This window comes from Haloarchaeobius sp. HME9146 (genome assembly GCF_025399835.1).
Lineage (GTDB): Archaea > Halobacteriota > Halobacteria > Halobacteriales > Natrialbaceae > Haloarchaeobius.
In genome coordinates, this window is the sequence record NZ_JAODVR010000001.1 from 514,680 (window position 1) to 538,482 (window position 23,803).

Annotated in this window: 25 protein-coding genes; 8 read left to right on the forward strand and 17 right to left on the reverse strand. The window is 67.4% G+C overall.

Annotated elements, in window-relative coordinates; genetic code table 11:
* Positions 1-78 precede the first annotated feature (78 nt).
* Together N6C22_RS02625 and metX are read left to right on the forward strand one after the other, a co-directional pair.
* Positions 79-1,365, forward strand: a complete 1,287-nt coding sequence (locus tag N6C22_RS02625; protein WP_261649191.1) for an O-acetylhomoserine aminocarboxypropyltransferase/cysteine synthase family protein — start codon at positions 79-81, stop codon at positions 1,363-1,365.
* Complete coding sequence (metX, locus tag N6C22_RS02630) at positions 1,362-2,567, forward strand: homoserine O-acetyltransferase (protein WP_261649192.1); 1,206 nt, start codon at positions 1,362-1,364, stop codon at positions 2,565-2,567. Before N6C22_RS02625 ends, metX begins: the two co-directional genes overlap by 4 nt.
* On the opposite strand, the gene serB is transcribed toward metX, so the two are convergent.
* Both serB and N6C22_RS02640 read right to left on the reverse strand, forming a co-directional pair.
* On the reverse strand, positions 2,568-3,203 hold the full coding sequence (gene serB / locus N6C22_RS02635; RefSeq protein WP_261652528.1) for a phosphoserine phosphatase SerB: 636 nt from the start codon (positions 3,201-3,203) through the stop codon (positions 2,568-2,570). It abuts the gene before it with no gap.
* Positions 3,204-3,263: 60 nt separating this feature from the next.
* A complete protein-coding gene (locus N6C22_RS02640; RefSeq protein WP_261649193.1) occupies positions 3,264-3,908 on the reverse strand; it encodes a recombinase RecA in 645 nt (214 codons plus the stop codon).
* A 149-nt stretch (positions 3,909-4,057) separates the two neighbouring features.
* On the opposite strand from N6C22_RS02640, the gene N6C22_RS02645 reads away from it, so the two are divergent.
* Entirely contained in the window at positions 4,058-5,146 is a 1,089-nt protein-coding gene (locus N6C22_RS02645) for a PrsW family intramembrane metalloprotease (protein ID WP_261649194.1), read from the forward strand.
* On the opposite strand, the gene N6C22_RS02650 is transcribed toward N6C22_RS02645, so the two are convergent.
* Positions 5,143-5,805: a hypothetical protein gene (locus tag N6C22_RS02650; RefSeq protein WP_261649195.1), complete on the reverse strand. Its 663-nt coding sequence runs from the start codon at positions 5,803-5,805 to the stop codon at positions 5,143-5,145. The genes N6C22_RS02645 and N6C22_RS02650 overlap by 4 nt on opposite strands.
* A gap of 193 nt (positions 5,806-5,998) precedes the next feature.
* Here N6C22_RS02650 and serA point away from each other — a divergent pair, with 193 nt between their 5' ends.
* Positions 5,999-7,585 (forward strand): phosphoglycerate dehydrogenase, encoded by a 1,587-nt coding sequence (gene serA / locus N6C22_RS02655; protein ID WP_261649196.1) that lies wholly within the window; start codon positions 5,999-6,001, stop codon positions 7,583-7,585.
* Positions 7,586-7,627: 42 nt separating this feature from the next.
* Here the strand turns inward: serA and N6C22_RS02660 are convergent, their stop codons facing one another.
* The 4 genes from N6C22_RS02660 to N6C22_RS02675 all read right to left on the reverse strand — a co-directional run bounded on the left by N6C22_RS02660 (position 7,628) and on the right by N6C22_RS02675 (position 9,952).
* Positions 7,628-7,885 (reverse strand): hypothetical protein, encoded by a 258-nt coding sequence (locus N6C22_RS02660; RefSeq protein WP_261649197.1) that lies wholly within the window; start codon positions 7,883-7,885, stop codon positions 7,628-7,630.
* A gap of 72 nt (positions 7,886-7,957) precedes the next feature.
* Entirely contained in the window at positions 7,958-9,217 is a 1,260-nt protein-coding gene (thrC, locus tag N6C22_RS02665) for a threonine synthase (protein WP_261649198.1), read from the reverse strand.
* 68 nt (positions 9,218-9,285) lie between these two features.
* On the reverse strand, positions 9,286-9,672 hold the full coding sequence (locus N6C22_RS02670; RefSeq protein WP_261649199.1) for a helix-turn-helix domain-containing protein: 387 nt from the start codon (positions 9,670-9,672) through the stop codon (positions 9,286-9,288).
* A gap of 31 nt (positions 9,673-9,703) precedes the next feature.
* Positions 9,704-9,952: a hypothetical protein gene (locus tag N6C22_RS02675; RefSeq protein WP_261649200.1), complete on the reverse strand. Its 249-nt coding sequence runs from the start codon at positions 9,950-9,952 to the stop codon at positions 9,704-9,706.
* 191 nt (positions 9,953-10,143) lie between these two features.
* Here N6C22_RS02675 and N6C22_RS02680 point away from each other — a divergent pair, with 191 nt between their 5' ends.
* Together N6C22_RS02680 and N6C22_RS02685 are read left to right on the forward strand one after the other, a co-directional pair.
* A complete protein-coding gene (locus N6C22_RS02680; RefSeq protein WP_261649201.1) occupies positions 10,144-10,608 on the forward strand; it encodes a DUF6789 family protein in 465 nt (154 codons plus the stop codon).
* An 82-nt stretch (positions 10,609-10,690) separates the two neighbouring features.
* Complete coding sequence (locus N6C22_RS02685) at positions 10,691-11,176, forward strand: hypothetical protein (protein ID WP_261649202.1); 486 nt, start codon at positions 10,691-10,693, stop codon at positions 11,174-11,176.
* On the opposite strand, the gene argF is transcribed toward N6C22_RS02685, so the two are convergent.
* The 9 genes from argF to N6C22_RS02730 form a co-directional block, all read right to left on the reverse strand.
* A complete protein-coding gene (argF, locus tag N6C22_RS02690; protein WP_261649203.1) occupies positions 11,154-12,104 on the reverse strand; it encodes an ornithine carbamoyltransferase in 951 nt (316 codons plus the stop codon). The two genes, N6C22_RS02685 and argF, sit on opposite strands and share 23 nt — an antisense overlap.
* Entirely contained in the window at positions 12,101-13,156 is a 1,056-nt protein-coding gene (locus N6C22_RS02695) for a [LysW]-lysine hydrolase (protein ID WP_369684384.1), read from the reverse strand. The genes argF and N6C22_RS02695 overlap by 4 nt, the downstream gene beginning before the upstream one ends.
* Positions 13,153-14,289, reverse strand: coding sequence for an aspartate aminotransferase family protein (locus N6C22_RS02700; protein ID WP_261649205.1), 1,137 nt, complete (start codon positions 14,287-14,289; stop codon positions 13,153-13,155). The genes N6C22_RS02695 and N6C22_RS02700 overlap by 4 nt, the downstream gene beginning before the upstream one ends.
* On the reverse strand, positions 14,290-15,168 hold the full coding sequence (locus N6C22_RS02705) for an acetylglutamate/acetylaminoadipate kinase (protein WP_261649206.1): 879 nt from the start codon (positions 15,166-15,168) through the stop codon (positions 14,290-14,292). It lies immediately after the preceding gene.
* A gap of 1 nt (position 15,169) precedes the next feature.
* Positions 15,170-16,237, reverse strand: coding sequence for an N-acetyl-gamma-glutamyl-phosphate reductase (argC, locus tag N6C22_RS02710; protein WP_261649207.1), 1,068 nt, complete (start codon positions 16,235-16,237; stop codon positions 15,170-15,172).
* The gene (gene lysX, locus N6C22_RS02715; RefSeq protein WP_261649208.1) at positions 16,237-17,121 is read right to left on the reverse strand and encodes a lysine biosynthesis protein LysX; all 885 of its coding nucleotides are present in this window, start codon (positions 17,119-17,121) and stop codon (positions 16,237-16,239) included. The genes argC and lysX overlap by 1 nt, the downstream gene beginning before the upstream one ends.
* A gap of 4 nt (positions 17,122-17,125) precedes the next feature.
* Positions 17,126-17,290: a lysine biosynthesis protein LysW gene (gene lysW, locus N6C22_RS02720; protein WP_261649209.1), complete on the reverse strand. Its 165-nt coding sequence runs from the start codon at positions 17,288-17,290 to the stop codon at positions 17,126-17,128.
* Positions 17,291-17,487: 197 nt separating this feature from the next.
* Complete coding sequence (gene argH, locus N6C22_RS02725) at positions 17,488-18,945, reverse strand: argininosuccinate lyase (RefSeq protein ID WP_261649210.1); 1,458 nt, start codon at positions 18,943-18,945, stop codon at positions 17,488-17,490.
* 5 nt (positions 18,946-18,950) lie between these two features.
* The gene (locus tag N6C22_RS02730; RefSeq protein ID WP_261649212.1) at positions 18,951-20,198 is read right to left on the reverse strand and encodes an argininosuccinate synthase; all 1,248 of its coding nucleotides are present in this window, start codon (positions 20,196-20,198) and stop codon (positions 18,951-18,953) included.
* 302 nt (positions 20,199-20,500) lie between these two features.
* Between N6C22_RS02730 and N6C22_RS02735 the strand changes: the two genes are divergently transcribed.
* Complete coding sequence (locus tag N6C22_RS02735) at positions 20,501-20,695, forward strand: hypothetical protein (RefSeq protein ID WP_261649213.1); 195 nt, start codon at positions 20,501-20,503, stop codon at positions 20,693-20,695.
* 43 nt (positions 20,696-20,738) lie between these two features.
* Positions 20,739-21,239 carry a 2'-5' RNA ligase family protein gene (locus tag N6C22_RS02740; protein WP_261649214.1) on the forward strand — a complete coding sequence of 167 codons (501 nt, stop codon included), beginning with the start codon at positions 20,739-20,741 and terminating at the stop codon, positions 21,237-21,239.
* Between the two features lie 271 nt (positions 21,240-21,510).
* On the opposite strand, the gene N6C22_RS02745 is transcribed toward N6C22_RS02740, so the two are convergent.
* Positions 21,511-23,697, reverse strand: coding sequence for an ATP-dependent DNA helicase (locus N6C22_RS02745; RefSeq protein WP_369684385.1), 2,187 nt, complete (start codon positions 23,695-23,697; stop codon positions 21,511-21,513).
* Between the last annotated feature and the right edge of the window lie 106 nt (positions 23,698-23,803).

Sequence of the window (23,803 nt, forward strand, 5' to 3'; positions counted from 1 at the left end):
CGAGCCACGGCCGTCGGTCCCATCCAATATTGCCGTAACTGTGGGTTATACGAGCATAGAGAAATATGCACCACGTACATGAGCAAGGACGAGGACTCTCGCTTCGACACCCGCGCAGTCCACGCGGGGCAAGAGCCAGATTCGGACACAGGGGCCCGAGCCCCGCCACTGTACCAGACCACGTCGTACGTGTTCCCCGACGCCGACGACGCCGCGGCCCGCTACGCGCTCGACCGGGAGGACTTCATCTACTCGCGTATCTCCAACCCGACCGTCGAGACGCTCGAGGACCGTCTGGCCGCGCTCCACGACGCCCCCGGCGCGGTCGCCACCGCCAGCGGGATGGCCGCCCTTGACGCCATCACGTTCGTGCTCGCCGAGGCGGGCGACAACGTCGTCTGCTCCACCGACACCTACGGCGGCACGACCTCCTACCTCTCGAAGGCGGCCTCTCGCCGTGGCATCGAGGCGCGCTTCGTCGACACGCTCGACCTCGACGCCTTCGAAGAAGCGGTCGACGAGAACACCGCCTACGTCCACCTCGAGAGCATCGGGAATCCGTCGCTGGTGACGCCAGACTTCGAAGCAGTCGCCGACATCGCCCACGAGGTCGGCGCGCCCCTCGTCGTCGACAACACGTTCGCCACCCCCGCGCTCTGTCACCCCGTCGAGCACGGCGCGGACGTCGTCTGGGAGTCCACGACGAAGTGGCTCCACGGGTCGGGCACGACCGTCGGCGGCGTCGTCGTCGACGGCGGCACCTTCGACTGGAACGCCCACGACTACCCCGAAATCGGCGGCAAGAACCCGGCCTACCACGATATCGACTTCTCCGACTTCGACGCGCCGCTCGCCGCCGCGGTCCGCTATCGCTCCGTGCGGACCCTCGGCAACCAGCAGTCGCCGTTCGACGCCTGGCAGACCCTGCAGGGCCTGGAGACGCTGGGCCTGCGGATGCAGCGCCACTGCGAGAACGCCACGATTCTGGCCGAGCACCTCTCGGACCACGACGAGGTGGCGTGGGTCACCTACCCCGGTCTCGAAGACCATCCCACCTACGACAACGCCAGCGAGTACCTCTCCGGCTACGGCGGGATGATCGCGTTCGGGCTCGAGGACGGGTTCGAAGCCGGGAAACGGTTCTGCGAGAACGTCGAGATAACCTCGTTCCTCGCGAACATCGGCGATGCGAAGTCCCTCGTCATCCACCCCGCCAGCACCACCCACGCACAGCTCGCCGAGGAGGAACAGCTCGCCGCCGGTGTCAGGCCCGACATGTTGCGGTTCTCGGTCGGCATCGAGGACCCGGCTGACATCCTGCGTGACGTCGAGGCGGCCATCGACGCGGCGACGGAGGAAGCATGAGCAACGAACAGGACACGACCTCGCTGGGCGAGTTCACCTTCCAGTGCGGCGAGTCCATCGAGGACCTCGAGATCGCCTACGAGACCTACGGCGAGTTCAACGGCTCGAACGCCGTCCTGGTCTGTCACGCCCTCACCGGCAGCCAGCACGTCGCCCGCCGTCCGGGTGCCGACGAGGGAACCGCCGGCCAGGCCCGCGCCTGGTGGGCGGACGTGGTCGGGCCGGGCAAAGCCATCGACACGACCGAGTACTACGTCGTCTGCGCCAACGTTCCGGGGTCGTGCTACGGCTCCTCCGGCCCGGCCAGCGAAGGCCCCGAGGGCGAACCTTACGGGACCGACTTCCCGCCGGTCACGGTCGGCGACTGGACCCGCGCCCAGCGCCGCCTGCTCGACGATTTAGGGGTTGGCCGCCTGCTCGCGGTCGTCGGCGGCTCCGTGGGGGGCATGAACGCCCTCGACTGGGCGGTCCGGTACCCCGACGACGTGCACCGAATCGCCGCGGTCGCGACCGCGCCCAGACTCGACGCCCAGTGCCTCGCGCTCGACACCATCGCCCAGCGCGCCATCACCTCCGACCCCAACTGGAACGGCGGCCACTACTACGGCGAGGACCAGCCGAAGCCGGACCACGGGCTCGAACAGGCGCGCCGTATCGGCCACGTCATGTACCTCTCGAAGGCCTCCATGGAGCAGAAGTTCGGCCGCCGGGCCGCCGGCCGCGGGCAGTCCCGTGACTCGCCCGACCCGGCCGGGGCGTTCTTCCCCTACCGCGACGTGGAGTCCTACCTCGACTACAACGCCGAGAACTTCGTCGAGCGCTTCGACGCCAACAGCTACCTCTACCTGACCCGCGCCATGGACGACTACGACATGTCGGCGGGCTACGAGTCCGACGCCACCGCCCTGGGCGCGTTCGAGGGCGAACTGCTCACGCTCTCGTTTACCGGCGACTGGCACTTCACGACCGAGCAGGCCGAGGCGCTGGCCGAATCGGCCCGCGAGGTCGGTGTCGAATGTGCCCACCACGTCGTCGAATCCGACCACGGCCACGACGCCTTCCTCGTCGAACCCGGCAAGGTCGGCCCGCCGCTCGCGGACTTCCTCGACGATGGCGTCGACGGTAAGTCGGTCACCGATACCGTGGAATCAGACGACGAGGGTGACGTGCACGCGCCGGTGCACACGAGCCTGTTCTCGTAGTCAGAAGACGCCCTTCTCCGAAAACAGCTCCTGCAGTTCCGCCATCGTCTTCACCGTCTCGTCACACGACGGGGCGACGGCGGGCTTGGGTTCGAAGCCGACTGCGAGCCCCGCGACTTCGAGCATCGGCAGGTCGTTCGCGCCGTCGCCGACCGCGACGGTGTCCTCGATGGCGACCTCCATCTCGGCGGCGTAGTTCCGCAGCGCGGTGTCCTTGGTGCCCTCGATGAGCGGCCCCTCGACCCCACCCGTGAGGACGCCGTCCTCGACCGGCAGGCGGTTCGAGACGATGGCGTCGACGCTGACGCCCTCGCGCTCGAGGGCGGCCTTCACGCCGCGCTGGAAGCCGCCGGTGAAGATGGCGACGACCACGTCGTGGTCGTTCAGTTCGCGGATGAGGTCGGCCGCGCCCTCGCGCAGTTCCACCTCGTCGAAGGCGGCCTGTGCCTCCTCGTCCGCGAGGTCGGCCAGCAGGCCCGCGCGCTGGCGCAGGCTCTCGGCGTAGCCGATCTCGTCGTTCATCGCCCGCTGGGTGATCTCCGTCATCTGGTCGGCGACGCCCATGCGGTTGCCGAGCAGGACCGTCATCTCCGAGTCCGAGAGGGTGCCGTCGAAGTCGAACGCGACGAGTGTCATGTGCGCCAGTGTGTCGCGGGGGTGCATGAAAACCTCGGTCCCGGCGACGTTTCGCGACGCTCAGAACGCGGTCCAGTGCCGGGGACCGGCGTCGATGCCCCGGACCCGGAGCTGGCGGCCGTCCTCGCCGTCTCTGACCTCGACCAGCCCGTCGAACACCTGCTTCAGCACGTCGAGCGCGTTGTCGGCCGTCGGCGTGTCGAGGACGAAGACGCCGGTGTAGCCCGCGGACTCGACGCGGCCGGTCATGACGTGGAAGAACTGGAACACGCGCCGGAGTTCGGTGTACATGAGGACCGTCGAGGAGGTGTGTAGGCCGACACCCGCGGTGTCGACCGCGTCGTCCTCGTGGAACCGGCGCATGAACTCGCTCGCGCGGATGCCGATGCCGGTCAGGTCGCCCGCGTTGGTCACGTAGCGGCGGTCGGTCGAGTCCCGCGTCCCGTCGAACCCGCGCTGGCGGCTCACGCAATCGACCAGCCCGAGCTGGGTCACGTCGGGGTCGACGCTCCGGTACTCGCGCTCGATGGTCTCCGCGGCCTTGCGGGTCGTGACGATGGCGGTCGCGCTGGCCGCGTCGTCGTCACGGCTGAGTAGCTCGTACATCAGCTGTCGCTTGCCGGTCATCGCGGGACCGGCAATGAGCAGGTTCGTCCCGGGCGAGAGCGACTCGGCGGAAAGCGACAGGTCGGCGCGTTGGCTCACTGCTGCGTGTTCGTGCAGGCCCCCTTTCAAACCTGCTCCTACGTCGGTCCCCTCGGCAGCGTGAGTGCTGCGAGGCGTTATCGGTCACCGTCGCCTACCGTCCCCCAGTGTCCGCGCTGGCAGGAGACCTGCGACCGGACGGGGGGAACATGGCTATCCGACGACTCACGCAACAGCTCTATCGAATCGTCCACTGGTCGGCCCACGACGCACGGGCCGGCCGGGAACCGACGCGGGCGCTCGACGGCGAGCGCGACCTGTACGAGGTATCCACCTGGGAGCCACGAACCGCCGTCGACCGGTTCGCACTCAGTGCAGAGCGGCTCGCCGGCGGGTACTGGAAGGTGCTGTTCCTCGGCATCCTCTTCCTGCTCGCCGCGCTCTCCGTCGTGGCGGCCCTGCTCGTGCTCTGGCTCGTGCCCGGCCTCGGGCGCTACACGCTGCTGTCGGTCCTGCTCGCGTTCGCCATCACGGCCTATCTCTGGTACGCCTTCGCCAGCCCGCAGTTACCGGTGCAGCCGCTGGTGGTCACCTTCGCGCTCGCCCTCCCGCTCACCATCCTGGCGGGGTCCTGGAACACGGCGTTCGCGGGCGTCGAGACCTTGCCGCTGCTGGGCGTCGTCCTGTACGCGTTCCTGATCGTCGCGCCCGCCGAGGAGGTCGCGAAACTGCTGGCGGTTCGGCTGTACGCCTACGCCGACGACCGCCAGTTCTCGCGGGTCGTCGACGGGGCCGTCTACGGGGCAGTCGCGGGCCTGGCGTTTGCGACCGTCGAGAACTTCAGCTACATCTTCCAGGAGGCGGTGTACGTGGTGCAGCAACAGCCCTACGCCCCGCTGCAGTTCGTGCTGGGTGACGTGGCTGCAACCCGGCTGCTCAGCGCGCCGGGCCACGTCCTCTACAGCGCCTTCGCGGGCTACTACCTCGGGCTCGCCCGGTTCAACCGCGAACACGCCGGCGCTATCGTGGTGAAGGGTCTGCTGGTCGTCATCCTCGTCCACGCGACGTTCAACGTCGTCATCGCCGAGGCCCTCCCGGACCTGCTCGGGCTCGGTGACGTGGGCTGGTCGCTGCTGGTACTCACCTACGACGGGGCGTTCGGGTACGTGCTGTACCGGAAACTGTCGCGGTACCGGGACGCCTACGAGGCCGCGTCCGACCACGGCCGCACCCCGCCGGGCGCGCCAGGGGAACCGCCCGAACCCGGCGTACCGGGTGTCCAGACCGACAGCAGCTAGACGACCGGGTACTCGAGCCGGAACGATAGCTCGACTTCGTCGTCCGATTCCGGGAACCCCACAGCCTCCGTGAACACGTACTCTCCGTCGGGTGCGCACCCGTCACGCGACGACAGGACCTCGTACTGCTGTTCGACCGACTCGTCTGGCTCCAGGCGCTCCTGCTGGAGTATCGCAACCGGGGAGAAAGTGTCTTCGACGACCCAGCAGGTCCCGTCGTACCGTTTGACCTCTATCTCGTCGTCGCCGTTCGTATTCGAGATTCCGACACGCCCCTGCGAGTCGAGCGGAAAGAGCTGGATGCTCCCCGTCCCATCGACCTGCGCTCCCCTGTAGTTCGTCAACGGTGGCGTGGCCCCGAACAGCAGGGCGACCGGTTCGGGTCCCGCGTTCGTGAGCGAGAGTTCGACGACCGCCGGCGTCTCCGCGCTGGCCGTCCGTATCGTCTGGCTCTCCGTTTCGAGCGAAACCGGACTCGCGGCCGACTGCGTGGTCTGGGTCGTGGTGCCGGTGTCCGTCTCTGAGGACGGAGGGGGCGACGACGTTGTTGCGCTGGGTCTCGTCGCGGTGGTCTGGGCTGGTCCACCACGGTCGCCCTGACTGAGACAGCCCGAGAGGACGAGGACCGACGCGTGTGCCAGCAGGGACCGCCGATTCATACGAGTCCGTTCTGCCATCGTGGGTGAATGCTTTCCGGTCATCTCGAACGCCAGACAGGATCGTCAGTCGGTCCCTTCTGTCTGCCAATCAACCCCCAGAGAACCGTTCACATCTATCGTGACACAACCTCTCATTCTACGAAATTCAACCGTTACAGGAAGCGTTAACACTGCCGAGGTGGTTGCCACGCGCATGAAGGTACTCGTGACGGACCCCATCGCGGACGCCGGCCTGGCCGTGCTCAGCGATGCGGGCCACGAGGTCGAGACAGCGTACGACGTGGAGGGCGACGCCCTCCTCGAAGCAGTGGCCGACGCCAACGGGCTCATCGTCCGCTCCGGGACGGACGTCTCCCGCGAGGTGTTCGAGGCCGCCGAGGACCTCGTCATCGTCGGGCGCGCCGGCATCGGTGTGGACAACATCGACATCGAGGCCGCGACCGACCACGGCGTCATCGTGGCGAACGCGCCCGAGGGCAACGTCCGTGCCGCGTCCGAGCACACGGTCGCGATGGCGTTCGCCGCCGCGCGCTCCATCCCGCAGGCGCACATCCGTCTCAAGGACGGCGAGTGGGCCAAGAGCGACTACCTCGGCACCGAGGTCAACGGGAAGACCCTCGGCGTCGTGGGCCTCGGCCGCGTCGGCCAGGAGGTCGCCAAGAAGTTCCATAGTTTAGGAATGGACCTCGTCGCGTTCGACCCGTACATCTCCGAGGAGCGCGCCGAACAGCTCGGGGCCGAACTCGTCGACCTCGAGGAGTGTCTCGAGCGCGCCGACTTCCTCACCGTCCACGTCCCGCTCACGGACGAGACGGAGAACATGATCTCCGACGACGAACTCGCCAAGCTCGAGGGCGGCTACGTCGTCAACTGCGCCCGCGGTGGCGTCGTCGACGAGGACGCGCTCGCCCGCGCCGTCGAGGACGACGTGCTCGCCGGGGCCGCGGTCGACGTGTTCGCGGAGGAGCCGGTCCCCCAGGACAACCCGCTGCTCGACATCGACGACGTCGTCGTCACGCCCCACCTCGGCGCGTCCACCGAGGCCGCCCAGGAGAACGTGGCCGTCTCGACCGCCGAACAGGTCGTCGCCGCCTTTGCGGGCGAGCCAGTCATGAACGCGCTCAACGCCCCGTCCATCGACGAGACGGCGTTCCCGCGTCTCAAGCCGTACGTCGAACTCGCCGAGACCGCCGGCAAGGTCGCCGCCCAGCTGCTCGACGACCGCATCGAGAACATCTCGGTCGTCTACCAGGGCGACATCGCCGACGAGGACGTCGACTTCGTCACCGCCAGCGCGCTCAAGGGCGTCTTCGAGCCCCTGGAGTGGCAGGTCAACGCGGTCAACGCCCCGCGCATCGCGGAGGAGCGCGGCGTCGAGGTCACCGAGTCCAAGACCCGCTCGGCCGAGGACTTCCAGAGCCTCATCACGGTGAAGGTCTCCGACGGCGACGAGGAGGTCTCGGTGTGTGGAACCCTGTTCGCGGGTGACGACCCGCGTATCGTCCGCGTGGACGGCTACCGCGTCGACGCCATCCCGCACGGCCGCATGGTCGTCGCGCGCAACGCCGACGAGCCCGGCGTCATCGGTCTCATCGGTAGCGTCATGGGCGACTACGGCGTCAACATCGCCGGGATGTTCAACGCCCGCGAGACCATCGGCGGCGAGGCGCTCACCGTCTACAACGTCGACAGCGAGGTTCCCGACGATGCGATCCAGGCGCTCCACGACGACGACCGCATCATCGAGGTCCGCCAGATCGTCCTGAACGGCGGGGAGTAAGGGTCCGAAACCGCTGTTCTCGTCTCTGTTCTACCGGCCGACTCAGGTGAGTAGCGACCGGAGTCGGGAGAGGACGCCCGGTCCGGGGGTCGGGTCGGACCGGGCTTCGCTCCCGTCGGTCCCGTCGAGAATCGTCTCGTAGCGCTGTCTGAGTGCCTGTACCTGCGACTCGCGGGCTTCGAGGTCGCGTTCGAGTTCGTCGATGCGGGCTCTGAGGGCGGCGGCGTCGTGGTCGTCTCCGGCTGGCGACTGCTCGGCTGGGTCCGCGCCACTGGGAGCTGGGGTGGCGTGCTGTGACACGTATGTGACGAAGTACCACGGGTACAAGAAACGGTGGCAGACCGGCGACGGACGGGCGTCAGACGGCGGCGGTCACTCGCCGAGGTGTTCCAGCACGCCCGCGGTGTCGCCCGGGACCGGTTCGGGGTCGGCTCCGGCCTCGGCGGCCGCGTCGGGGTCCTTGAGCAGGTGGCCGGTCGTGAGGCAGACGACGCGCTCGTCGGCGTCGACGTCGCCCTGCTCGCGGAGCTTGCGCAGGCCGGCGACGCTGGCGGCCGAGGCGGGTTCGACACCCACACCTTCGCCGGCGAGGTCGCGCTGTGCCGCGGTGATCTCCTCGTCGCTGACGGCGACGGCGGTGCCGCCGGTCTCGCGAATTCCGGGCAGGGCCTTCGGGGCGTTCACGGGGTTGCCGATGCGGATGGCGGTCGCGATGGTCTCGACCTCGTCCCAGCGACGGGTCTCCTCGGCACCGTTCTCGATGGCCTCGACCATCGGGGCCGCGCCCTCGGCCTGCACGCCGGTGAGCTTCGGGACCTCGTCGGGCTCGATGGCCCCTGCCTGCACGAGTTCGCGGAAGCACTTGTATAGCGCCGAGGTGTTGCCCGCGTTGCCGACGGGGAGGACGATGCGGTCCGGGTACTCGCCGTAATCCTCCTTGTGCGCTTCGAGAATCTCCAGCCCGATGGTCTTCTGGCCCTCCAGCCGGAAGGGGTTGAGCGAGTTCAGCAGGTACGCCTCGCCGCGCTGGGCGAGGTCCTGGACGATGTCGAGGCAGGTGTCGAAGTTCCCGTCCACTTCGAGGATGCGCGCACCGTGGAGGGAGGCCTGCGCGACCTTCCCGGCGGCGACCTTGCCCGCGGGCAGGAGCACGAGCGTCTCGAGGTCGGCCCGTGCCCCGTAGGCGGCGAGCGCGGCCGAGGTGTTCCCGGTCGAGGCGCAGGCGAGGCGGTCGACGCCGAGCTCCTGGGCGACGCGGACGCCCATCGTCATGCCGCGGTCCTTGAACGAGCCGGTGGGGTTCATCCCCTCGTGCTTGATTCGGAGGCTCTCGACGCCGAGGTCCTCCTCCAGCCGGGGCACCCGGTGGAGCGGGGTGTCGCCCTCGGGGAGCGTGACACCGACCTCGAACGGGAGCGCGGCCGAGTACCGCCAGACGCCGCGACCCTCGAACTCGTCCCAGGTGGGGAGGTCCGCGTAGCGGACTTCGAGCAGCGCGTCGCAGTCACAGGTGTATCGGATCTCGTCGAACGGTGCGTAGGTGTCGCCGCACTCGATGCATTCGAGCCAGACGCCGTCGTCGGCGTCGGCGGGGGCGGCGGGTGCCTCCGCGGTCAGCGAGAGAGAACTCATTATCGGCGGATTGCGCTACGCGGGCAAAAAGGCGCAGGTTTCCGCGAAACGCTGCCGACTGGTTGACGTTACTCTGCCAGTTCGCCGTCGAAGTCCTCGATGACGTCGTGGACGTTCTCGACCCACTGGTCGAGCGCGGTGTGGAGCATCTCCTTGGCCTCGGGCAGGGGTTCTGCGGTGTACTGGTAGACGTACCCGCCGGAGTCGAGCAGGCGGCGTTCCCGGGTGACGAGGCCGCGTTCGAGCAGGGTCGACAGCGACCGGTTCACGTTGCTGCGGTCGCGTTCGAGTTGCGTGGCGAGTTCCTCGACGGTGCTGCCCGGCTGGTCGATGAGCGAAAGGTACGTCCGAGTCTCGTGCTGGTGGATGCCGAAGACGCAGCTCATGACCTCGCGGAACCCGGGGTCGGGCTGTTCCATGAGGTCGCCGAGGTCGTCCGGCGTCGCATCTGCCATGGCGGAAAGAAGGAGTCGCGCAGTCTAAAGATTACTCCCCGCGGTCGATATCGATGTACCCCTGCTTCTCGATGCACATGCGCATCTCGTCCTCGGATTCGTGTTTGTGCAGGGTCGTCGGGGTGTCGCAGTAGAATATCCGGCCGTCGTGGCGCAGGGTCACCTCGTGTTCGACCCCCAGCATCTCCGTCGTGATGAGGACACGTCGCCCCTCCTTCATCGCGTCCAGTATCTCGTCCGCGCTGAGTTCCCCGGCGCGTGCACGCAGTGGCTCCGCCATTGGTGTTCGATTCGTACTCCGGCGGGGCCCTACCTGATTCTTTCGACCCGACCTGTCCCGGTAACCTCATGCGCATCTGGGGAGTGCATGTGTCATGCCAACAAGCACCAGTGCTTTCCCGTATCCGACGCATATCTTATACTATGGGACCGCAAACCACAACTCCTACGAGCGTTGAAAAGACCACGAAAATGAAACAATGGCAGGGGGGTGTCGTCGCGGGGCTCCTCGGCGGTGCAGTGTTCGGTATCCTCATGACGATGCAGGTGCCGGGCGTCATCGAGCGGGGAATCCCGGCGCTGCTCGGGCTCTCGGGTGGCCTGGCGGGCTGGATAATCCACATGTCCATCTCCGCCACGCTGGGGGTCGCCTTCGCGGCCATCCACCAGCAACTGCCACAGCTCGGCGCTGACGTCCAGAAGAACGTCGCCGCGGGGCTCGCCTTCGGGGCCGTCCTCTGGCTGGTACTCGCCGTCACCGTGATGCCGTTCTGGCTGCAGGCGGTGGGCTTCGCCGGCGCACCGGCGTTCCCCAACATCAGCATGACGAGCCTCATCGGGCACCTGGCCTACGGTGGCGTCCTCGGCGCGGCGTACCCGCTCGCGACGTTCACCACCGGGAGCATGGAGTCGGAGACCGGCACGCAACCGCAGTAAACGGCGGTAATCGCCGATAACGCGTGCATCTCCGACACACGACCGGGTCACGTCTTTTCATACCCACCCAGTTGTTCACGGTATGTCCATATCGACTGACGGTATCGATTCGATAGAGAGTCGCAACGCGATGGTACTGGGGGGCGGAATCGCGGGGCTGGTCGCCGGGGTCGCGTTCGGCCTGCTCATCCAGTTCCAGCTCGGCCGGATGACCGCAATCGGCGCGATGTACACGCTGGGCGAGCCGAGCCTGAGCCTCGGCTGGGTGGCCCACCTGGCTCACAGCGCCCTCTTCGGTGCGCTGTTCGGCGTCGTCGTCGACCGCGAACCCCTCCGGGAGAAGATCGGCGCGTATCACGTCGGTGCCGGCACGGCCGTCGCCTTCGGTGTCGCGCTGTGGGCACTCAACATCGTGTTCCTCTGGCCGCTCTGGCTGAACAACGTCGGCTTCGGTCAGGGGCTGCCCATCCCGAATATCGCCATCATGCCCCTCGTCGGGCACGTCGTCTACGGGCTGTTGCTCGGAATCGCGCTGGCGATCCTCGTCAGAACCCGCGCACTACACTAGTCAACAGTGCCTTCTGGGCGTGCATGCGGTTCTCCGCCTGCTGCCAGATGAGTGAGCGCTCGCCCTCGATGGTGTCGTCGTCGACCTCCTCGCCGCGGTGGGCGGGCAGGCAGTGCATGACCTTCGTGTCGGAGCCCGAGAGGAGGTCCTCGTTGAGCTGGAAGCCGTCGAAGGCGGCGACCTTCTCCTCGCGTTCGTCCTCCTCGCCCATGCTGACCCAGACGTCGGTGTAGACCACGTCGGCGTCGGCGACGGCCTCGGCCGGGTCGTGGGTGACCGTGGGCTCGTCGCCGAGGTCGGCACACGCCTCCAGCGTCTCGTCGCTGAGGCCGTAGCCCTCGGGCGTCGCCACGGTCAGGTCGATGCCGGTCATGGCACAGCCCTTCGCGAACGACTGGGCGACGTTGTTGCCGTCGCCGACCCAGGCCGCCGTTACCTCGGAGAGGTCGCCGAACTGCTCCTGGATGGTCTGCAGGTCCGCGAGCGTCTGGCACGGGTGGGCGTCGTCGGTGAGGCCGTTGACGACCGGTACGTCGGCGTAGGCCGCGAGTTCCGACAGGTCCTCGTGGTCGAACAGGCGCGCCATGATGACGTCCACGTAGCCCGAGAGGGCGCGCGCCGTGTCCTTGATGGGTTCGCCGCGGTCGAGTTGCGTGTCGTCCGGGCCCAGGAAGACGGCGTGGCCGCCGAGCTGGGTCATCCCGGTCTCGAAGGAGACGCGGGTGCGCGTCGAGGGCTTCTCGAACACCATCGCCAGCGTCTTGCCGGCGAGGTCGGCGTGGGACTCGCCCGACGCGAGCTGTTGCTTGTAGGTGGCCGCCTTCTCGAGGACGGCGTGCAGTTCGTCTGCGGTCAGGTCGTCGACGGTCAGGAAGTGCTTCGTGTTCGGTGCTGGCATCGGTGTGGTGGAATCGGTGTGGGTACTCATTGCAGTTCGTCGGAGACGGTCTCGAGGACCGCGATGGCGTTGTCGTAGTCGGACAGTGCGAGGCGTTCGTCCGGCGCGTGGTCCAGTGCCGAATCGCCCGGGCCGTAGGTGGCCATCGGGCAGTCCCACGCGGCGGCGTACAGGTTCACGTCGGCGGTGCCGGTCTTGCGGAGGAGGCGGGGGTCGCCCCCTCGTCGGCGGATGGCGACGCGGAACGCTCGTGCGACCTCGCTACGCGGGCTGGCCATCACGGGCGGGATGTGGTCGTCCCACTCGATGGTGCCCGTCTCGAGCGCGTCTTCGACCGTCTCCTGGATGCCTTCGGCGTCCGCGCCGGGGGGAATCCGGAACTGTGCGTCTATCGTCGACTCGTAGGCGAGCCCGTCGTCGGTGACGCCCCCGTCGATACTGACGGGCTTCGCGGTCACTGAGTCGAACACTTCGCCGTCTGCGGCGGGCGGGAAGGCCGCCTCGATGCGGCCCCACCAGGCCATCGCGTCCTGGATAGCATTGGGCTCGGGGCGCGAGGTGTGTGCGGAATCGGTGTGTGCGGTGTATTTTGCAGTGAGGAAGCCGCGGTAGCCCAGCGTCACGCCGTCCCAGCCCGAGGGCTCGCCGTTGATGACGGCCTCGGGTTCCTCGCGGTCTTCGACGAGGAAGCGTGCGCCGCGGGAGTCGGACTCCTCACCGACGACGCCGACGAAGGAGACGCCGGTGCGGACGGCCGCGACGGCCATCGCACACAGCGGCCCGGTCGCGTCGACGGTCCCGCGGCCCCAGAGCACGTCCTCGCCGTCCTCCTGCTCGATACGGACCGGGATGTCTCCGGGCACCGTGTCGATGTGCGAGGTCAGCAGGACCGAGTCGTCGGCGGGTGCGCGGACGTTCCCGACCTCGTCGATGTACGCGTCCCGGTCGTGAGCCTGGAAGAAGTTCCGCAGGCGCTCGGCGGCCGCCATCTCCTCACCCGAGGGCGAGGGGATGGAGACCATGGATTCGAGCAGTTCGCGGGCGACCCCGTCGCTGATCTGGGTTGCCATGCTCGTGCTCATTCCTCCGTCCCCAGGATGTCGCAAAGCGCCTCGACGACCTCGTCGGCGTGGGCTTTCGTCATCGTCAGCGGCGGGAGCAGTCTGACGACCGTTCTCCCGGCCGGGAGCGCCAGAATCTGGTGCTCGATGGCGAGGTCGCGCAGGACCTTGTTCGCCTTGCGCCCGACCTCGATACCGACGAGCAGGCCCGAGTTACGGATGTCGCGGACCGGCAGGTCTGCAGCCTCGAGTTCGGACACGAGGTAGTCGCCCACTGCCTGGGCATTGCCCGGCAGGTCCTCGTCCACGATGACGTCGAGGGTCGCGGACGCGGCGGCGGAGACGACCGGGCCGCCGGAGAACGTCGAGCCGTGCGGGCCCGCGTCCTCGGCGATCCAGTCGGCACACAGCGTCGCGCCAAGCGGCAGGCCATTCGCCAGCCCCTTCGCGCTCGTCACGATGTCCGGGGTGACGCCCGCGGCCTCGCAGGCCCAGAACGAGCCAGTGCGGCCGAGGCCGGTCTGGACCTCGTCGAAGACCAGGGCTGCGCCGTGGTTCTCGGTCGCCTCGCGGGCCGCTTCGAGGAACTCCGTCGTACTGGGATTCACGCCACCCTCGCCCTGCACGGGCTCGAGGATGACGGCCGCGGTGTCGTCGTCCACGGCTTCAGCGAGTTCCTCCGCGTCGCCGTAGCTCACGAACTCCACGTCCGAAAGGAGCGGCTCGAACGGCTTGCGGTACTTCGGTTTCCAGGTTGCCGAGAGCGCGCCCATGGTGCGGCCGTGGAAGCCACGCTTGGTGGCGACGATTTTCGTACTCTCGGTCGCACTGCGTGCGAACTTGAGAGCCGCCTCGTTGGCTTCGGTCCCCGAGTTACAGAGCCAGACGTTGCTGATTCCCTCGGGCCCGAGCGCGCCGAGTTTCTCGTAGAGCTCGTCGCGCGAACTGGTCGGGTACGAGCCCTGGACGAAGGTGAGGTCTGCGACCTGCTCTTGCACCGCGCCGACCACGTCCGGGTGGGAGTGGCCGGCGGGCGTGCAGGCGTAGCTCGCGCCCATGTCCAGGTACTCGGTACCGTCGTCGGCGTAGAGGAACACGTCCTCGCCGCGTTCGATGCTGATGGGTTTGCGTGAGAAGACGAAGTCGTTGGGCATCTACTGGGTCACCTCCTGCTCGTCGTCGGCTGTGTCGGCGTCGGTCAGTCCGAGGGCACTCGGCAGAATTGTCGTGCCGTCGCCCGCGAGTGCGGACTGGATGGGTTCGTCGTTGTTCGCGGTGGCGACCACGACGGAGGACGCTCCCGTCTCGAGGGCTTCCTTCGTCGCCATCACCTTCTTCGTCATGAAGCCTTCCGCGGCGGCTTCGAGGCCGTCCCAGTCCTCGGCCGTCTCGACCGTGTCGATGCGGGTCGACTCGTCCTCGGGGTCGGCGTAGACGCCGGAGACGTCGGTGAGGACCACGAGGTCCGCGCCGAGTGCGCCCGCGACGTGAGCTGCGGCACGGTCCGCGTCGGCGTTCACCGCGGTGAGCGTTCCGTCACGCTCCTCGCCCAGCATCGGGACGGTCACGACCGGTGTGTAGCCGCCCGAGAGCAGAGTGTCGAGGAGGTCGGTGTTCACGGACTCCAGCTTCCCGGAGTGGTCACCGCGCTTGATCTTCTTCTTGCCGTCCTCGAGGACGCGAACCGCGGACTTGCGCTTCCCCTTCAGGAGGCCGCCGTCGACCCCGGAGAGGCCGACCGCGTTCACACCCTGGTTCTGGAGCCCTTCGACCAGCTGCGTGTTGAGCTTGCCCGGCATGACCATCTGGAACACCTCCATGGTCTCTTCGTCGGTGAAGCGCCCGACGACGCCGCCGGGGGTCTCGACGTAGGTCGGCTCCTTGCCGAGGGCTTCGAGCGTCTCGTCGACCGCGGTCGAGCCGCCGTGGACGACCACGACCTCCTCGCCGGCGGCGACGAGGTCCTTCACGTCGGCGAGTGCCCCTTCCGGGTTGACGGCGCGGGCACCGCCGATCTTGACGACCGTCGTCATTTCAGGGACTCCCCACGGGGTGCAGCCCCGTGAACTCTAGTCCGGCAGTCTCCTCGAATCCCAAAGCGACGTTCGCGCCGTGGATGGCCTGGCCGGCCGAGCCTTTCATCATGTTGTCGATGGCCGAGAACACGACGATGCGCTTGTTCGCGGCGTCGAGCTCGAAGCCGACGTCGCCGTAGTTCGTCCCGGCGACGGCCTTCGGTTCGGGGTAGCGATACGAGCCGGAGCCGCCCGCGACGAGGCGCATGAAGGGTTCGTCCTCGTAGGCCCCGCGGTAGGCGGTCCAGAGGTCGCGCTTCGACACCGGCCCGTCGGGGAAGACGTGGCAGGTCGCGCTCGCGCCGCGGACCATGTCCACGGCGTGGCAGGTGAACGAGACCGAGAGGCCGAGCCACTGCTCGATTTCCGCCTCGTGGCGGTGGCCCGTCGGCGCGTAGGGACGGACGACGCCGGAGCGCTCGGCGTGGCTGGAGGCCTCGCCGCCGCCCGCGCCGCCTTCGCTACTGCCCACCTTCACGTCCACGACGACGTGTGCACCGTCGAGGACACCAGCATCGGCGAGCGGTTTCAGGCCGAGGATGGTGGCCGTCGCGTTGCACCCACCGGAGGCGATGATGTCCGCCCCGGGCAGGTTCTCGCGGTTCACCTCGGGGAGCGCGTATTCGGCCTTCTCCAGTTTCTCCGGGCACGCGTGCCCGTCGTACCAGTCGTCGTACTGTCCCTCGGTGGCGAGACGGAAGTCCGCCGAGAGGTCGACGACCGTGTCTGCCGCGTCCTCGAACTCGTCGATGTGCTCCATCGTGACGCCGTGGGGCGTCGCCGCGAACAGCACGTCGACCGATTCGAGGTCGTCAGGTTCGGTGAAACGGAGTTCCGAGCCGCGGAAATTCGGGTGGATGCTCCCGATGGATTTACCAGAGTACTGGCGGCTCGTCGCCTGCGTCAGTTCGAAATTGGGGTGGCCGGCGAGCAGGCGGAGGAGTTCCCCGCCCGTGAAGCCGGAGCCGCCGACGACGCTGGCGGAGACGGTCTCACTTTCCTCGTCCGTGGCCGTCGTCACGCCCATCAGGCTGTCACCTCGGCCACGTCGTCTGTCTCGGCGTCCGTCTCGACGACCGATTCGAGCCAGTCGACCACCTTCGCGGGCACGTCGACCTTCGAGGCGTCGTTCAGCGACTTGAACTCGACCGTGTGGTTGACCTCGTGGACGGTGTAGCCCTCGTCGGTCTCCATCAGGTCGATGCCGAGCAGGCCCCCGCCGACCGCCTCGGAGGCGCGCTTGACCAGCGCCTTGGCCTCGTCGTCGAGTTCGAACTCTTCAGTCTCGGCGCCCTTGGCCGCGTTCGTGAGCCAGTGCTCCGAGGAGCGCGCCATCGCCGCGACCGGCTCGCCGTCGGTGGCGAGGACGCGGATGTCGCGGTCCGGCTTGGCGACGAACTCCTGGATGTAGAACACCTTGTGCTCGTAGTGCCCGAGCGTGGCCTTGTGCTCCAGGATGGCCTCGGCGGCCGAGCGCGAGTCGATCTTCGCCATCAGGCGGCCCCACGAGCCCACGACGGGCTTGAGAACGCAGGGGTAGCCGAACTCCTCGATGGCTTCGAGGGCCGCGTCCGTGGTGAACGCGACCTTGGTCTCGGGCGTCGGGACGCCCGCACCAGCCAGTGCGAGGCTGTTCTTCGCCTTGTCGGCACAGACCTCGGCTGTCTCGGCCGAGTTCACGACCGGGATGCCGTAGGCCTCACAGAACGTGGTGATGTAGAGGCTGCGCGAGGTCGCGACACAGCGGTCGAGCACCACGTCCAGGCCCTCGAAGATGGCTGGCGGTTCGGTGAGGCCGAACTGCTGGGTCCGGACGTCGATCTTGACGACCTCGTGGCCACGCTCGCGCAGTTCCGAGAGGAGCAGCTTCTCGTCCCTGCGAATCCGGGAGTAGAGCAGTCCGACCTTCATCGGCTTATTCCCCCCAGTCCTCTTCGAGCTCGGGTGCCACGTCGAGTTCGACGGGGTCTGTGGCGAGCACTTCCAGCTCGGCACCGCAGGTGGTACAGTCGAGAATCTCTCCGGCTTCCAGGTCGTCGTGCAGGGTCACGTCGGCCCCGCACTCGATGCATTCTGTCATCACGTGTCCATGGGCGATACACTATATTAAAACTTCCGAACTTACCAAAACTTTTACACAAACTCTGATGGCTCTAATCGGTGGAGGGGAGCATCCAAAGTCGAACATCCGAAATAAATTATCGGATTTAGTTCATTTTGTCCCGTCGTGGGACTCGTGGGAGAAGTCGGGGTCGTGGTGGTCGCATGTGGGCCGTCTCAGACATACTCGTTCACCTCTGCCATCAGGGCGGTGTGGGCGTCGTCGAGCGCCCCACGTTTCGCCTCGAGCTCGTCGGTGTCCGCGGTGAGGGTCGCCTCGGCCTCGTCGAGTGCGGCTGCCACCGCGTCGGGAGCCGGGCCGCCGGCCGAGTCGCGCATCGCCACGCTCTCGGCCGGGTCGAGGGCTGCCTCGACCGCGTCCTTGTCGACGTAGGTGTCGAGCGATTCGCCCAGCACGTCTTCCGCCGCGGCGTCGAGGGCCGCGTAGTCGGCACCGGTCTCACCCGCCTTGGCGACGAGTTCGTGCGCGGTACGGAACGGGACGCCCTCCATCGCGAGCAGGTCCGCAACGCCTGTCGCCGTCGAGAAGTTCGAGCCGGCCGCGTCGGCCAGGTCGTCCTCGTTCCAGGTCGCGGTCGCGATGCCACCGGCGGCCACGCCGACCGCCTGGGTCACGGTGTCGACCGAATCCCAGACGTGCGGGGTCGCGTTCTGCAGGTCGCGGTTGTACGCACGCGGGAGTCCTTTCAGTGTCGTCAGGATGCCCATCAGCCCGCTGTTCGCCTCGCCCGCGACCGAGCGGACGAGTTCGAACGTGTCGGGGTTCTTCTTCTGGGGCATGATCGAGGAGGTCGAGGAGTAGTCGTCCGAGAGGTCCAGGTAGCCCTGGTTCGCGAAGATGACCACGTCCTCCGAGAGCCCCGACAGGGTCGTCGCGAGGTTCGCCATCGCCGACGCGACCTCCACGAGGAAGTCACGCGCCGAGGAGGCGTCCATCGAGTTCGTCAGGACGCTGTCGAACCCCAGCAGTTCGGCGGTCCGGTCGCGGTCCACGTCGAAGGGGGTGCCGGCGAACGCCGCCGCCCCGAGCGGGTTCTGGTTGATGCGCCCGAACGCGTCGAACAGGCGGGCCGTATCCCTGGCAAGCGCCTGCTCGTACGAGAGCAGGTAGTGCCCGACCGTCGTCGGCTGGGCGTGCTGCAGGTGTGTGAAGCCGGGCATCACCGTGTCGGCGTGTTCGGTCGCGCCCGCGACGAGTGCGGCGCGCAGGTCACACACCGCCTCGATGGCCTCGAGCACGTCCTCGCGCAGGCGCAGGCGGATGCAGGTCGCGACCTCGTCGTTGCGCGAGCGGGCGGTGTGCATCTTGCCGCCCTCGGGGCCGACCTGCTCGATGACCGCGCTCTCGATCGCCTCGTGGACGTCCTCGCCGTCGGGGAGCGCCGTGTGCCCCTCGACCTCGACGACGTTCAGCGCCTGCAGGATGGTGCCGGCGGTCTCGTCGTCGATGATACCCTGTTCGGCCAGCATGACCACGTGGGCGCGGTCGACGGCCACGTCGGCCGCGAAGATGCGCTCGTCGGCGTCGAGCGAGGAGAGGAAGCCGCGGGCGGGGCCGCCGCTGAAGCGGTCGCCACGGACAGCCGTCCCCTCGTCGCTCTCGAAGTCCGTCATCTATCTCAGTCGTCGGCCGGGAGTTCAGGTTCGGTTTCGGCCTGCTTCGCGACCGAGTTCGCGAGGCGCGACTGGAAGCCGTGGTACTTCGCCACGCCCGTCGCGTCCTCCTGCTCGATGCCGTCGACCGTCTCGGTGTTGAACGAGGCCGCGGACTCGGAGTAGACCGCGAAGTCGGACTCGCGGGAGACCACGCGGACCATCCCGCCCTGGAGCTTCACGGTGACGGTGCCCGTCACCTTCGTCTGGCTCTGGTCGATGTAGGCGTCGAGCGATTTCATGAGGGGTGCGTCGACGAGGCCCTCGTAGGCCTTCTGTGCCCACTGGTTCTCGACCTGGGGCTTGAAGTCGCGCTCCTCCTTCGTGAACACGAGCTGTTCGAGGCCCTCGTGGGCTTCGAGCAGGACCGTCGCGGCCGGGTGCTCGTAGTTCTCGCGCACCTTCAGGCCGAGCATGCGGTCTTCCATCATGTCGGTGCGGCCGACGCCGTACGCGCCCGCGAACTCGTTCAGGTACTCGATGAGTTCGACCGGCTCGTAGGACTCGCCGTCGACGGCGACCGGGTAGCCGTTCTCGAACGTGATTTCGATGGTGGTCGTCTCGCCCGTCGGGGCGTCGGTCCACTCGTAGATGTCTTCCGGCGGGATGTAGCTCGGGTCCTCGAGGTTCTTGCCCTCGACCGAACGGCTCCAGAGGTTCGTGTCGATGGACCAGTCGCCCTCGTTGCCGCCCTCGACGGGCAGGCCCTTCTCGTCGGCGTACTCCTTCTCCCACTTGCGGGTCAGGCCGAGTTCGCGGACCGGCGCGATGACCTCCAGCGAGGAGTCACGCCAGACAGCCTCGAAACGCAGCTGGTCGTTGCCCTTGCCCGTGCAGCCGTGGGCGATGCCGGTGCAGCCCTGCTCCTCGGCGACCGAGAGGATGGCCTTCGCGATGACCGGGCGGGCCATCGCCGTCCCCAGGGGGTAGCCCTGGTAGGTCGCGTTCGCCTTCACCGAGTCCAGGCAGAGTTCCGCGAACTCCTCCTTGGCGTCGACGACGTAGTGTTCGAGGCCGAGCGCCTCGGCGGTCTCCTCCGCCTCGGCGAACTCGGCTTTCGGCTGGCCGACGTCGACGGTGACGCCGATGACCTCGTCGTACCCGTACTCCTCCTTGAGGAGCGGGACGCAGACGGTGGTGTCGAGGCCGCCCGAGAACGCGAGTGCTACTTTCTGGTTCGATGCTGTCGTGGAGTCCGATGTGTGTTGTGTCATGCCGTGTCCGTGTTACTGGCGGACTGGCGTCCGCCGACCGATTGTAGTTTGAAACTGTGCGCCGCGATGGTGAGAATGTAGTAGGCCCTAACGGGCCGGTCGTCGTCGCGGTCGTCGGACAGCAACACCGCTCGCGGAGAACGAAGGCGCGAGGTGACTGCGGTGTTGCTTCATCGTACCCAGAGTTAGATTCACCTTGGTATTAAAACCTTGTGGGGCAGCAAAAGTTACACGTGTGTGAGTGCCACGCACATTCTCGGTTTGGAACTGGTTTTATGTCCAGCCGACCCCCACGTTTTCGTATGTTCGACAACCGTGCGGACCTCGAAGTCGAGTCGTTGCTCCGTATCGTCCTGGTCCTGGTCGTCCTCTGGATCGCACTGGAGGTCGTGGGGGAGATAGTTGGCATCTTCGGCGCACTGCTCGGGCCGTTCCGGCCGCTGCTCGGGCTGGCCATCATCGTCCTCATCGTGCTGTGGCTGACCGACCGGCTCTGAGCCGGACCGTCACGCTCTTTTCGCTCGCTGGCAGAATACGACCGTGTACAGCGTCAACGTCCCGGTCCCCGGGTCGGTCGCCCGCCTCGCCAGCGACCTCCATCCCTTCTTACTCGATTTCGACCGGGTGCGAGAGGACTACACGCTCCTCGCCAAGCGCATCGGCGACCCCGAGCACTTCTCCGTGCGCGAGCACGAGGTCCGGCGGGCCCTGCACGGCCAGCCAGCCTTCGAGGTGCAGGTGACCGGCCTCGGTTGCTTCGAGCAGCCCACGAAAGGCACTGCCCCGGTCGTCTACTTCGAGGTCGAGAGTCCCGGCCTGCTGGACCTGCACGAGCGCCTCGTCGACGAGTTCGGGGCCATCGGTGGGCTGGAGGGCGAAGACTACGTCCCGCACGTCACCATCGCCCGCGACGCCCCGCAGTCGGCCGCCGATAGGCTGCTGGAGCAAGACATCGAGCCGGTGACGTGGACGGTCAATCAGTTAGAAATCTTCGACTCGCGGTACCGGGAGGTGGCGGCGAGGATCAGTCTCCCAGCCTGAATCGCGGGTTTTTCTCGAACCACCCGGCGCGCGCTGAAGAGCGTGCCGAACGCTAGTGAGGCCGCGAGTTGAGGGCGTGCGAGGGATGAGGACCGCAGTGGAGCAGCGCGGAACGAGGACCGCAATTGGCTGGGGAGGCTGTGGTGTGGTGCTGTGCGGGGCGGTAGCGGTTTCCATTTCCGCCAGCGCGAGTGAACTGCTCGTCGTCACAGCTGCTCTCGGTTCACGCAGCGTCACTCATCACGAACGACCCAACGCTCGGAACTGATTCTCATGGCGTCGGCGGCGGCCCGTCGTACGCCTCCATGTCCTGGTAGAAGTTCATCATCGCGAACTTCAGCTTCTCGGGCTTGATGTCCAGCATCTCGTCGCGCTCCTCGGCCGGGAACGTATCTCGAACACTGTACTTGCCCATTTCGCCCTTGCTTCGTGCCGTGTATCGCTCGTCCAGCAGCACCCGGACCCCGAAGTCGTCCGGCGAGCGAATCACCCGTCCGAGCGCCTGTCGCGTCTTGCGAACCGTGGGAATCTCGACCGCGTACTTCCAGCCGGGGTCCTTGTCGGTCGGCCGGCCGAACGCCTTGCCATACGCTTGCTGGACCGCCTCGGCCCGGTCATCCAGATGCGGATACGGCACACCCAGCACCGCCACGGTCCGGGCGTCGTCGCCGTCGAAGCTCACCCCCTCTGCCAACGTTCCCCACAGAGATGTGAGCAAGACTGCATCGTCGTCGCTGGTGAAGTCCTCGCGCAGGTCCTCGGCGCTGACGCCGGCCTTGTCGAGGTACACCGTCGTATCGCCGTGTTTGCGCAGGTGGGCGGCGTAGCGCGCTGCTTCCGAGTAGTTCGGCGTGAACACGAGCGTGTTGCCGGGGGTGAACCGGACCACGTCGTGCAGGGTGTCGCCGACCTCCTTCTGGACCGTGGGGTCGTCCCTGGCGCTGGCGAACAGCGCGGGCGTCGAGACGGCGTAGGTCCGGCGTTTCTCCGGCGGGAACTGCAGGCCGTAGGCCATGTTCACCGGGTTGGTGAGGCCGAGCACGTCCTCGGTGACGTGGAACGGCCTGAGCGTGGCGCTCATCAGCACGGTCGCGTGGACCTCCTCGAACAGTTCCTTCGTGACCTCCTGTGGGATGCAGGTGTAGAGTTCGGCTCTCCCGTACACCTCGTCGGTTCCCTGGTCCCGGCGGACCGAGGCCACCGGATGCAGGCCCTCCTGGGTGCCCTCGCGCATCCACGCGCCGACGAAGGTGGCGGCCTGCAGCGTCTGGCACTCCTGCCGGGTGGTCGCCTCGCCGTTCTTGTACGCCTCCTCGTACCGGTCGTCGAGTTCCTTCCCGAGCATCACCGCAGCCTCCAGGTCGGCCTTGTAGTCCAGCCCGTCGTACTGCTGCTGGAGGAACTCCATCGTCAGGTCGTCCCGCCCCGATTCGTTCGCGACCGCGACGTCCTCCCAGTCGTCGCCGACCTGCTCGCGCTCGCCGAAGGAGAACGAGTCCTCGTACACCTCGACCAGGGCGTCGCGGTAGGCCCGCAGGACCGTCTCGGCGCGCGTTGCCCGTGAGTCCTCGCTCTCGTCGAGTTCCTCTAATGCCTGGTCGAGCGTCTGCTCGGTGAGGGTGCGAGTCGCGTGGTCCCGGGCCGCCCCCTCGACGTTGTGCGCCTCGTCGAACACCGTGATGACGTCCTCGGGGTCCCGCCCGAGCCACCGGAAGAACTGCTCGCGGATCATCGGGTCGAGCAGGTGGTGGTAGTTCGCGACCACGAGGTCGACGCCCTCCATCCCGTCCTTCAGCAGCTCGTACCCGCACATCGTCTGCTGGTGGGCGTACTCGTACACGTCGTCGGGCGTGCGCACGTCGTCGAACAGCCACTGGTAGAACTCCTCGGTATTGCCAGTGAGGTTGTTCCGGTAGTGGTCACAGACGTTCTTCTCCTCGCTGATGGACTCGGCGCGCTGGCTCACCGCGTCGAGTTCGTCGACCACGGCCTCGCGCGCCTCGGCGGCCTTCTCCTCGCCCTCCTGGGCCGCCGACAGCAGTTCGCGCTCGCGGTCGCGCAGCTGGGCCGCCTCCATGCGCGCGTCGACCAGTTCGCGGGTGTTGTCCCGCAGCACCTGGCACTCCTCGTAACCCACGTCGATGTGGCACATCGAGGCCTTGCCCTTGAACACCACGGCGCGAATCGGCTCGTGTTTCGTGATGGCGCGGGCCTCCTGCACGAACTGGCGCATCTGCTGGTGGACGTCGGTCGTGATGACGACCGTCTTCCCCGTCTCGCGTGCGTACTCCAGCGCTGGGACGAGCGCCGACAGCGTCTTCCCCGTCCCACAGGCCCCCTCAAACAGCACGTCTTGGCCCCGTTCGAGCGAGGTGTGGATGCGGTCCATCGCCTCGCCCTGGTTCTCGTAGGGCTCGTCGTAGGGGAAGAAGCGGAGATACGCGTTGACCTCGGACACACCGTGTGATTGCCCGTTCTCGGTCAAAAGGGTTCGGCTGCTCGCTCCGGGTGGGGTGGTCCACCTTGATGAATTCGGGTGTAGTGATAAGGTAACAAGTAACATA

Excerpts from the sequence above, each read along its gene's own strand:
- N6C22_RS02625 (WP_261649191.1), top strand. The coding sequence starts at position 79 with ATGAGCAAGGACGAGGACTCTCGCTTCGACACCCGCGCAGTCCACGCG.
- metX (WP_261649192.1), top strand. The coding sequence starts at position 1,362 with ATGAGCAACGAACAGGACACGACCTCGCTGGGCGAGTTCACCTTCCAG.
- serB (WP_261652528.1), bottom strand. The coding sequence starts at position 3,203 with ATGACACTCGTCGCGTTCGACTTCGACGGCACCCTCTCGGACTCGGAG.
- N6C22_RS02645 (WP_261649194.1), top strand. The coding sequence starts at position 4,058 with ATGGCTATCCGACGACTCACGCAACAGCTCTATCGAATCGTCCACTGG.
- N6C22_RS02650 (WP_261649195.1), bottom strand. The coding sequence starts at position 5,805 with ATGAATCGGCGGTCCCTGCTGGCACACGCGTCGGTCCTCGTCCTCTCG.
- serA (WP_261649196.1), top strand. The coding sequence starts at position 5,999 with ATGAAGGTACTCGTGACGGACCCCATCGCGGACGCCGGCCTGGCCGTG.
- thrC (WP_261649198.1), bottom strand. The coding sequence starts at position 9,217 with ATGAGTTCTCTCTCGCTGACCGCGGAGGCACCCGCCGCCCCCGCCGAC.
- N6C22_RS02670 (WP_261649199.1), bottom strand. The coding sequence starts at position 9,672 with ATGGCAGATGCGACGCCGGACGACCTCGGCGACCTCATGGAACAGCCC.
- N6C22_RS02675 (WP_261649200.1), bottom strand. The coding sequence starts at position 9,952 with ATGGCGGAGCCACTGCGTGCACGCGCCGGGGAACTCAGCGCGGACGAG.
- N6C22_RS02680 (WP_261649201.1), top strand. The coding sequence starts at position 10,144 with ATGAAACAATGGCAGGGGGGTGTCGTCGCGGGGCTCCTCGGCGGTGCA.
- N6C22_RS02685 (WP_261649202.1), top strand. The coding sequence starts at position 10,691 with ATGTCCATATCGACTGACGGTATCGATTCGATAGAGAGTCGCAACGCG.
- argF (WP_261649203.1), bottom strand. The coding sequence starts at position 12,104 with ATGAGTACCCACACCGATTCCACCACACCGATGCCAGCACCGAACACG.
- N6C22_RS02695 (WP_369684384.1), bottom strand. The coding sequence starts at position 13,156 with ATGAGCACGAGCATGGCAACCCAGATCAGCGACGGGGTCGCCCGCGAA.
- N6C22_RS02700 (WP_261649205.1), bottom strand. The coding sequence starts at position 14,289 with ATGCCCAACGACTTCGTCTTCTCACGCAAACCCATCAGCATCGAACGC.
- N6C22_RS02705 (WP_261649206.1), bottom strand. The coding sequence starts at position 15,168 with ATGACGACGGTCGTCAAGATCGGCGGTGCCCGCGCCGTCAACCCGGAA.
- argC (WP_261649207.1), bottom strand. The coding sequence starts at position 16,237 with ATGGGCGTGACGACGGCCACGGACGAGGAAAGTGAGACCGTCTCCGCC.
- lysX (WP_261649208.1), bottom strand. The coding sequence starts at position 17,121 with ATGAAGGTCGGACTGCTCTACTCCCGGATTCGCAGGGACGAGAAGCTG.
- lysW (WP_261649209.1), bottom strand. The coding sequence starts at position 17,290 with ATGACAGAATGCATCGAGTGCGGGGCCGACGTGACCCTGCACGACGAC.
- argH (WP_261649210.1), bottom strand. The coding sequence starts at position 18,945 with ATGACGGACTTCGAGAGCGACGAGGGGACGGCTGTCCGTGGCGACCGC.
- N6C22_RS02730 (WP_261649212.1), bottom strand. The coding sequence starts at position 20,198 with ATGACACAACACACATCGGACTCCACGACAGCATCGAACCAGAAAGTA.
- N6C22_RS02735 (WP_261649213.1), top strand. The coding sequence starts at position 20,501 with ATGTTCGACAACCGTGCGGACCTCGAAGTCGAGTCGTTGCTCCGTATC.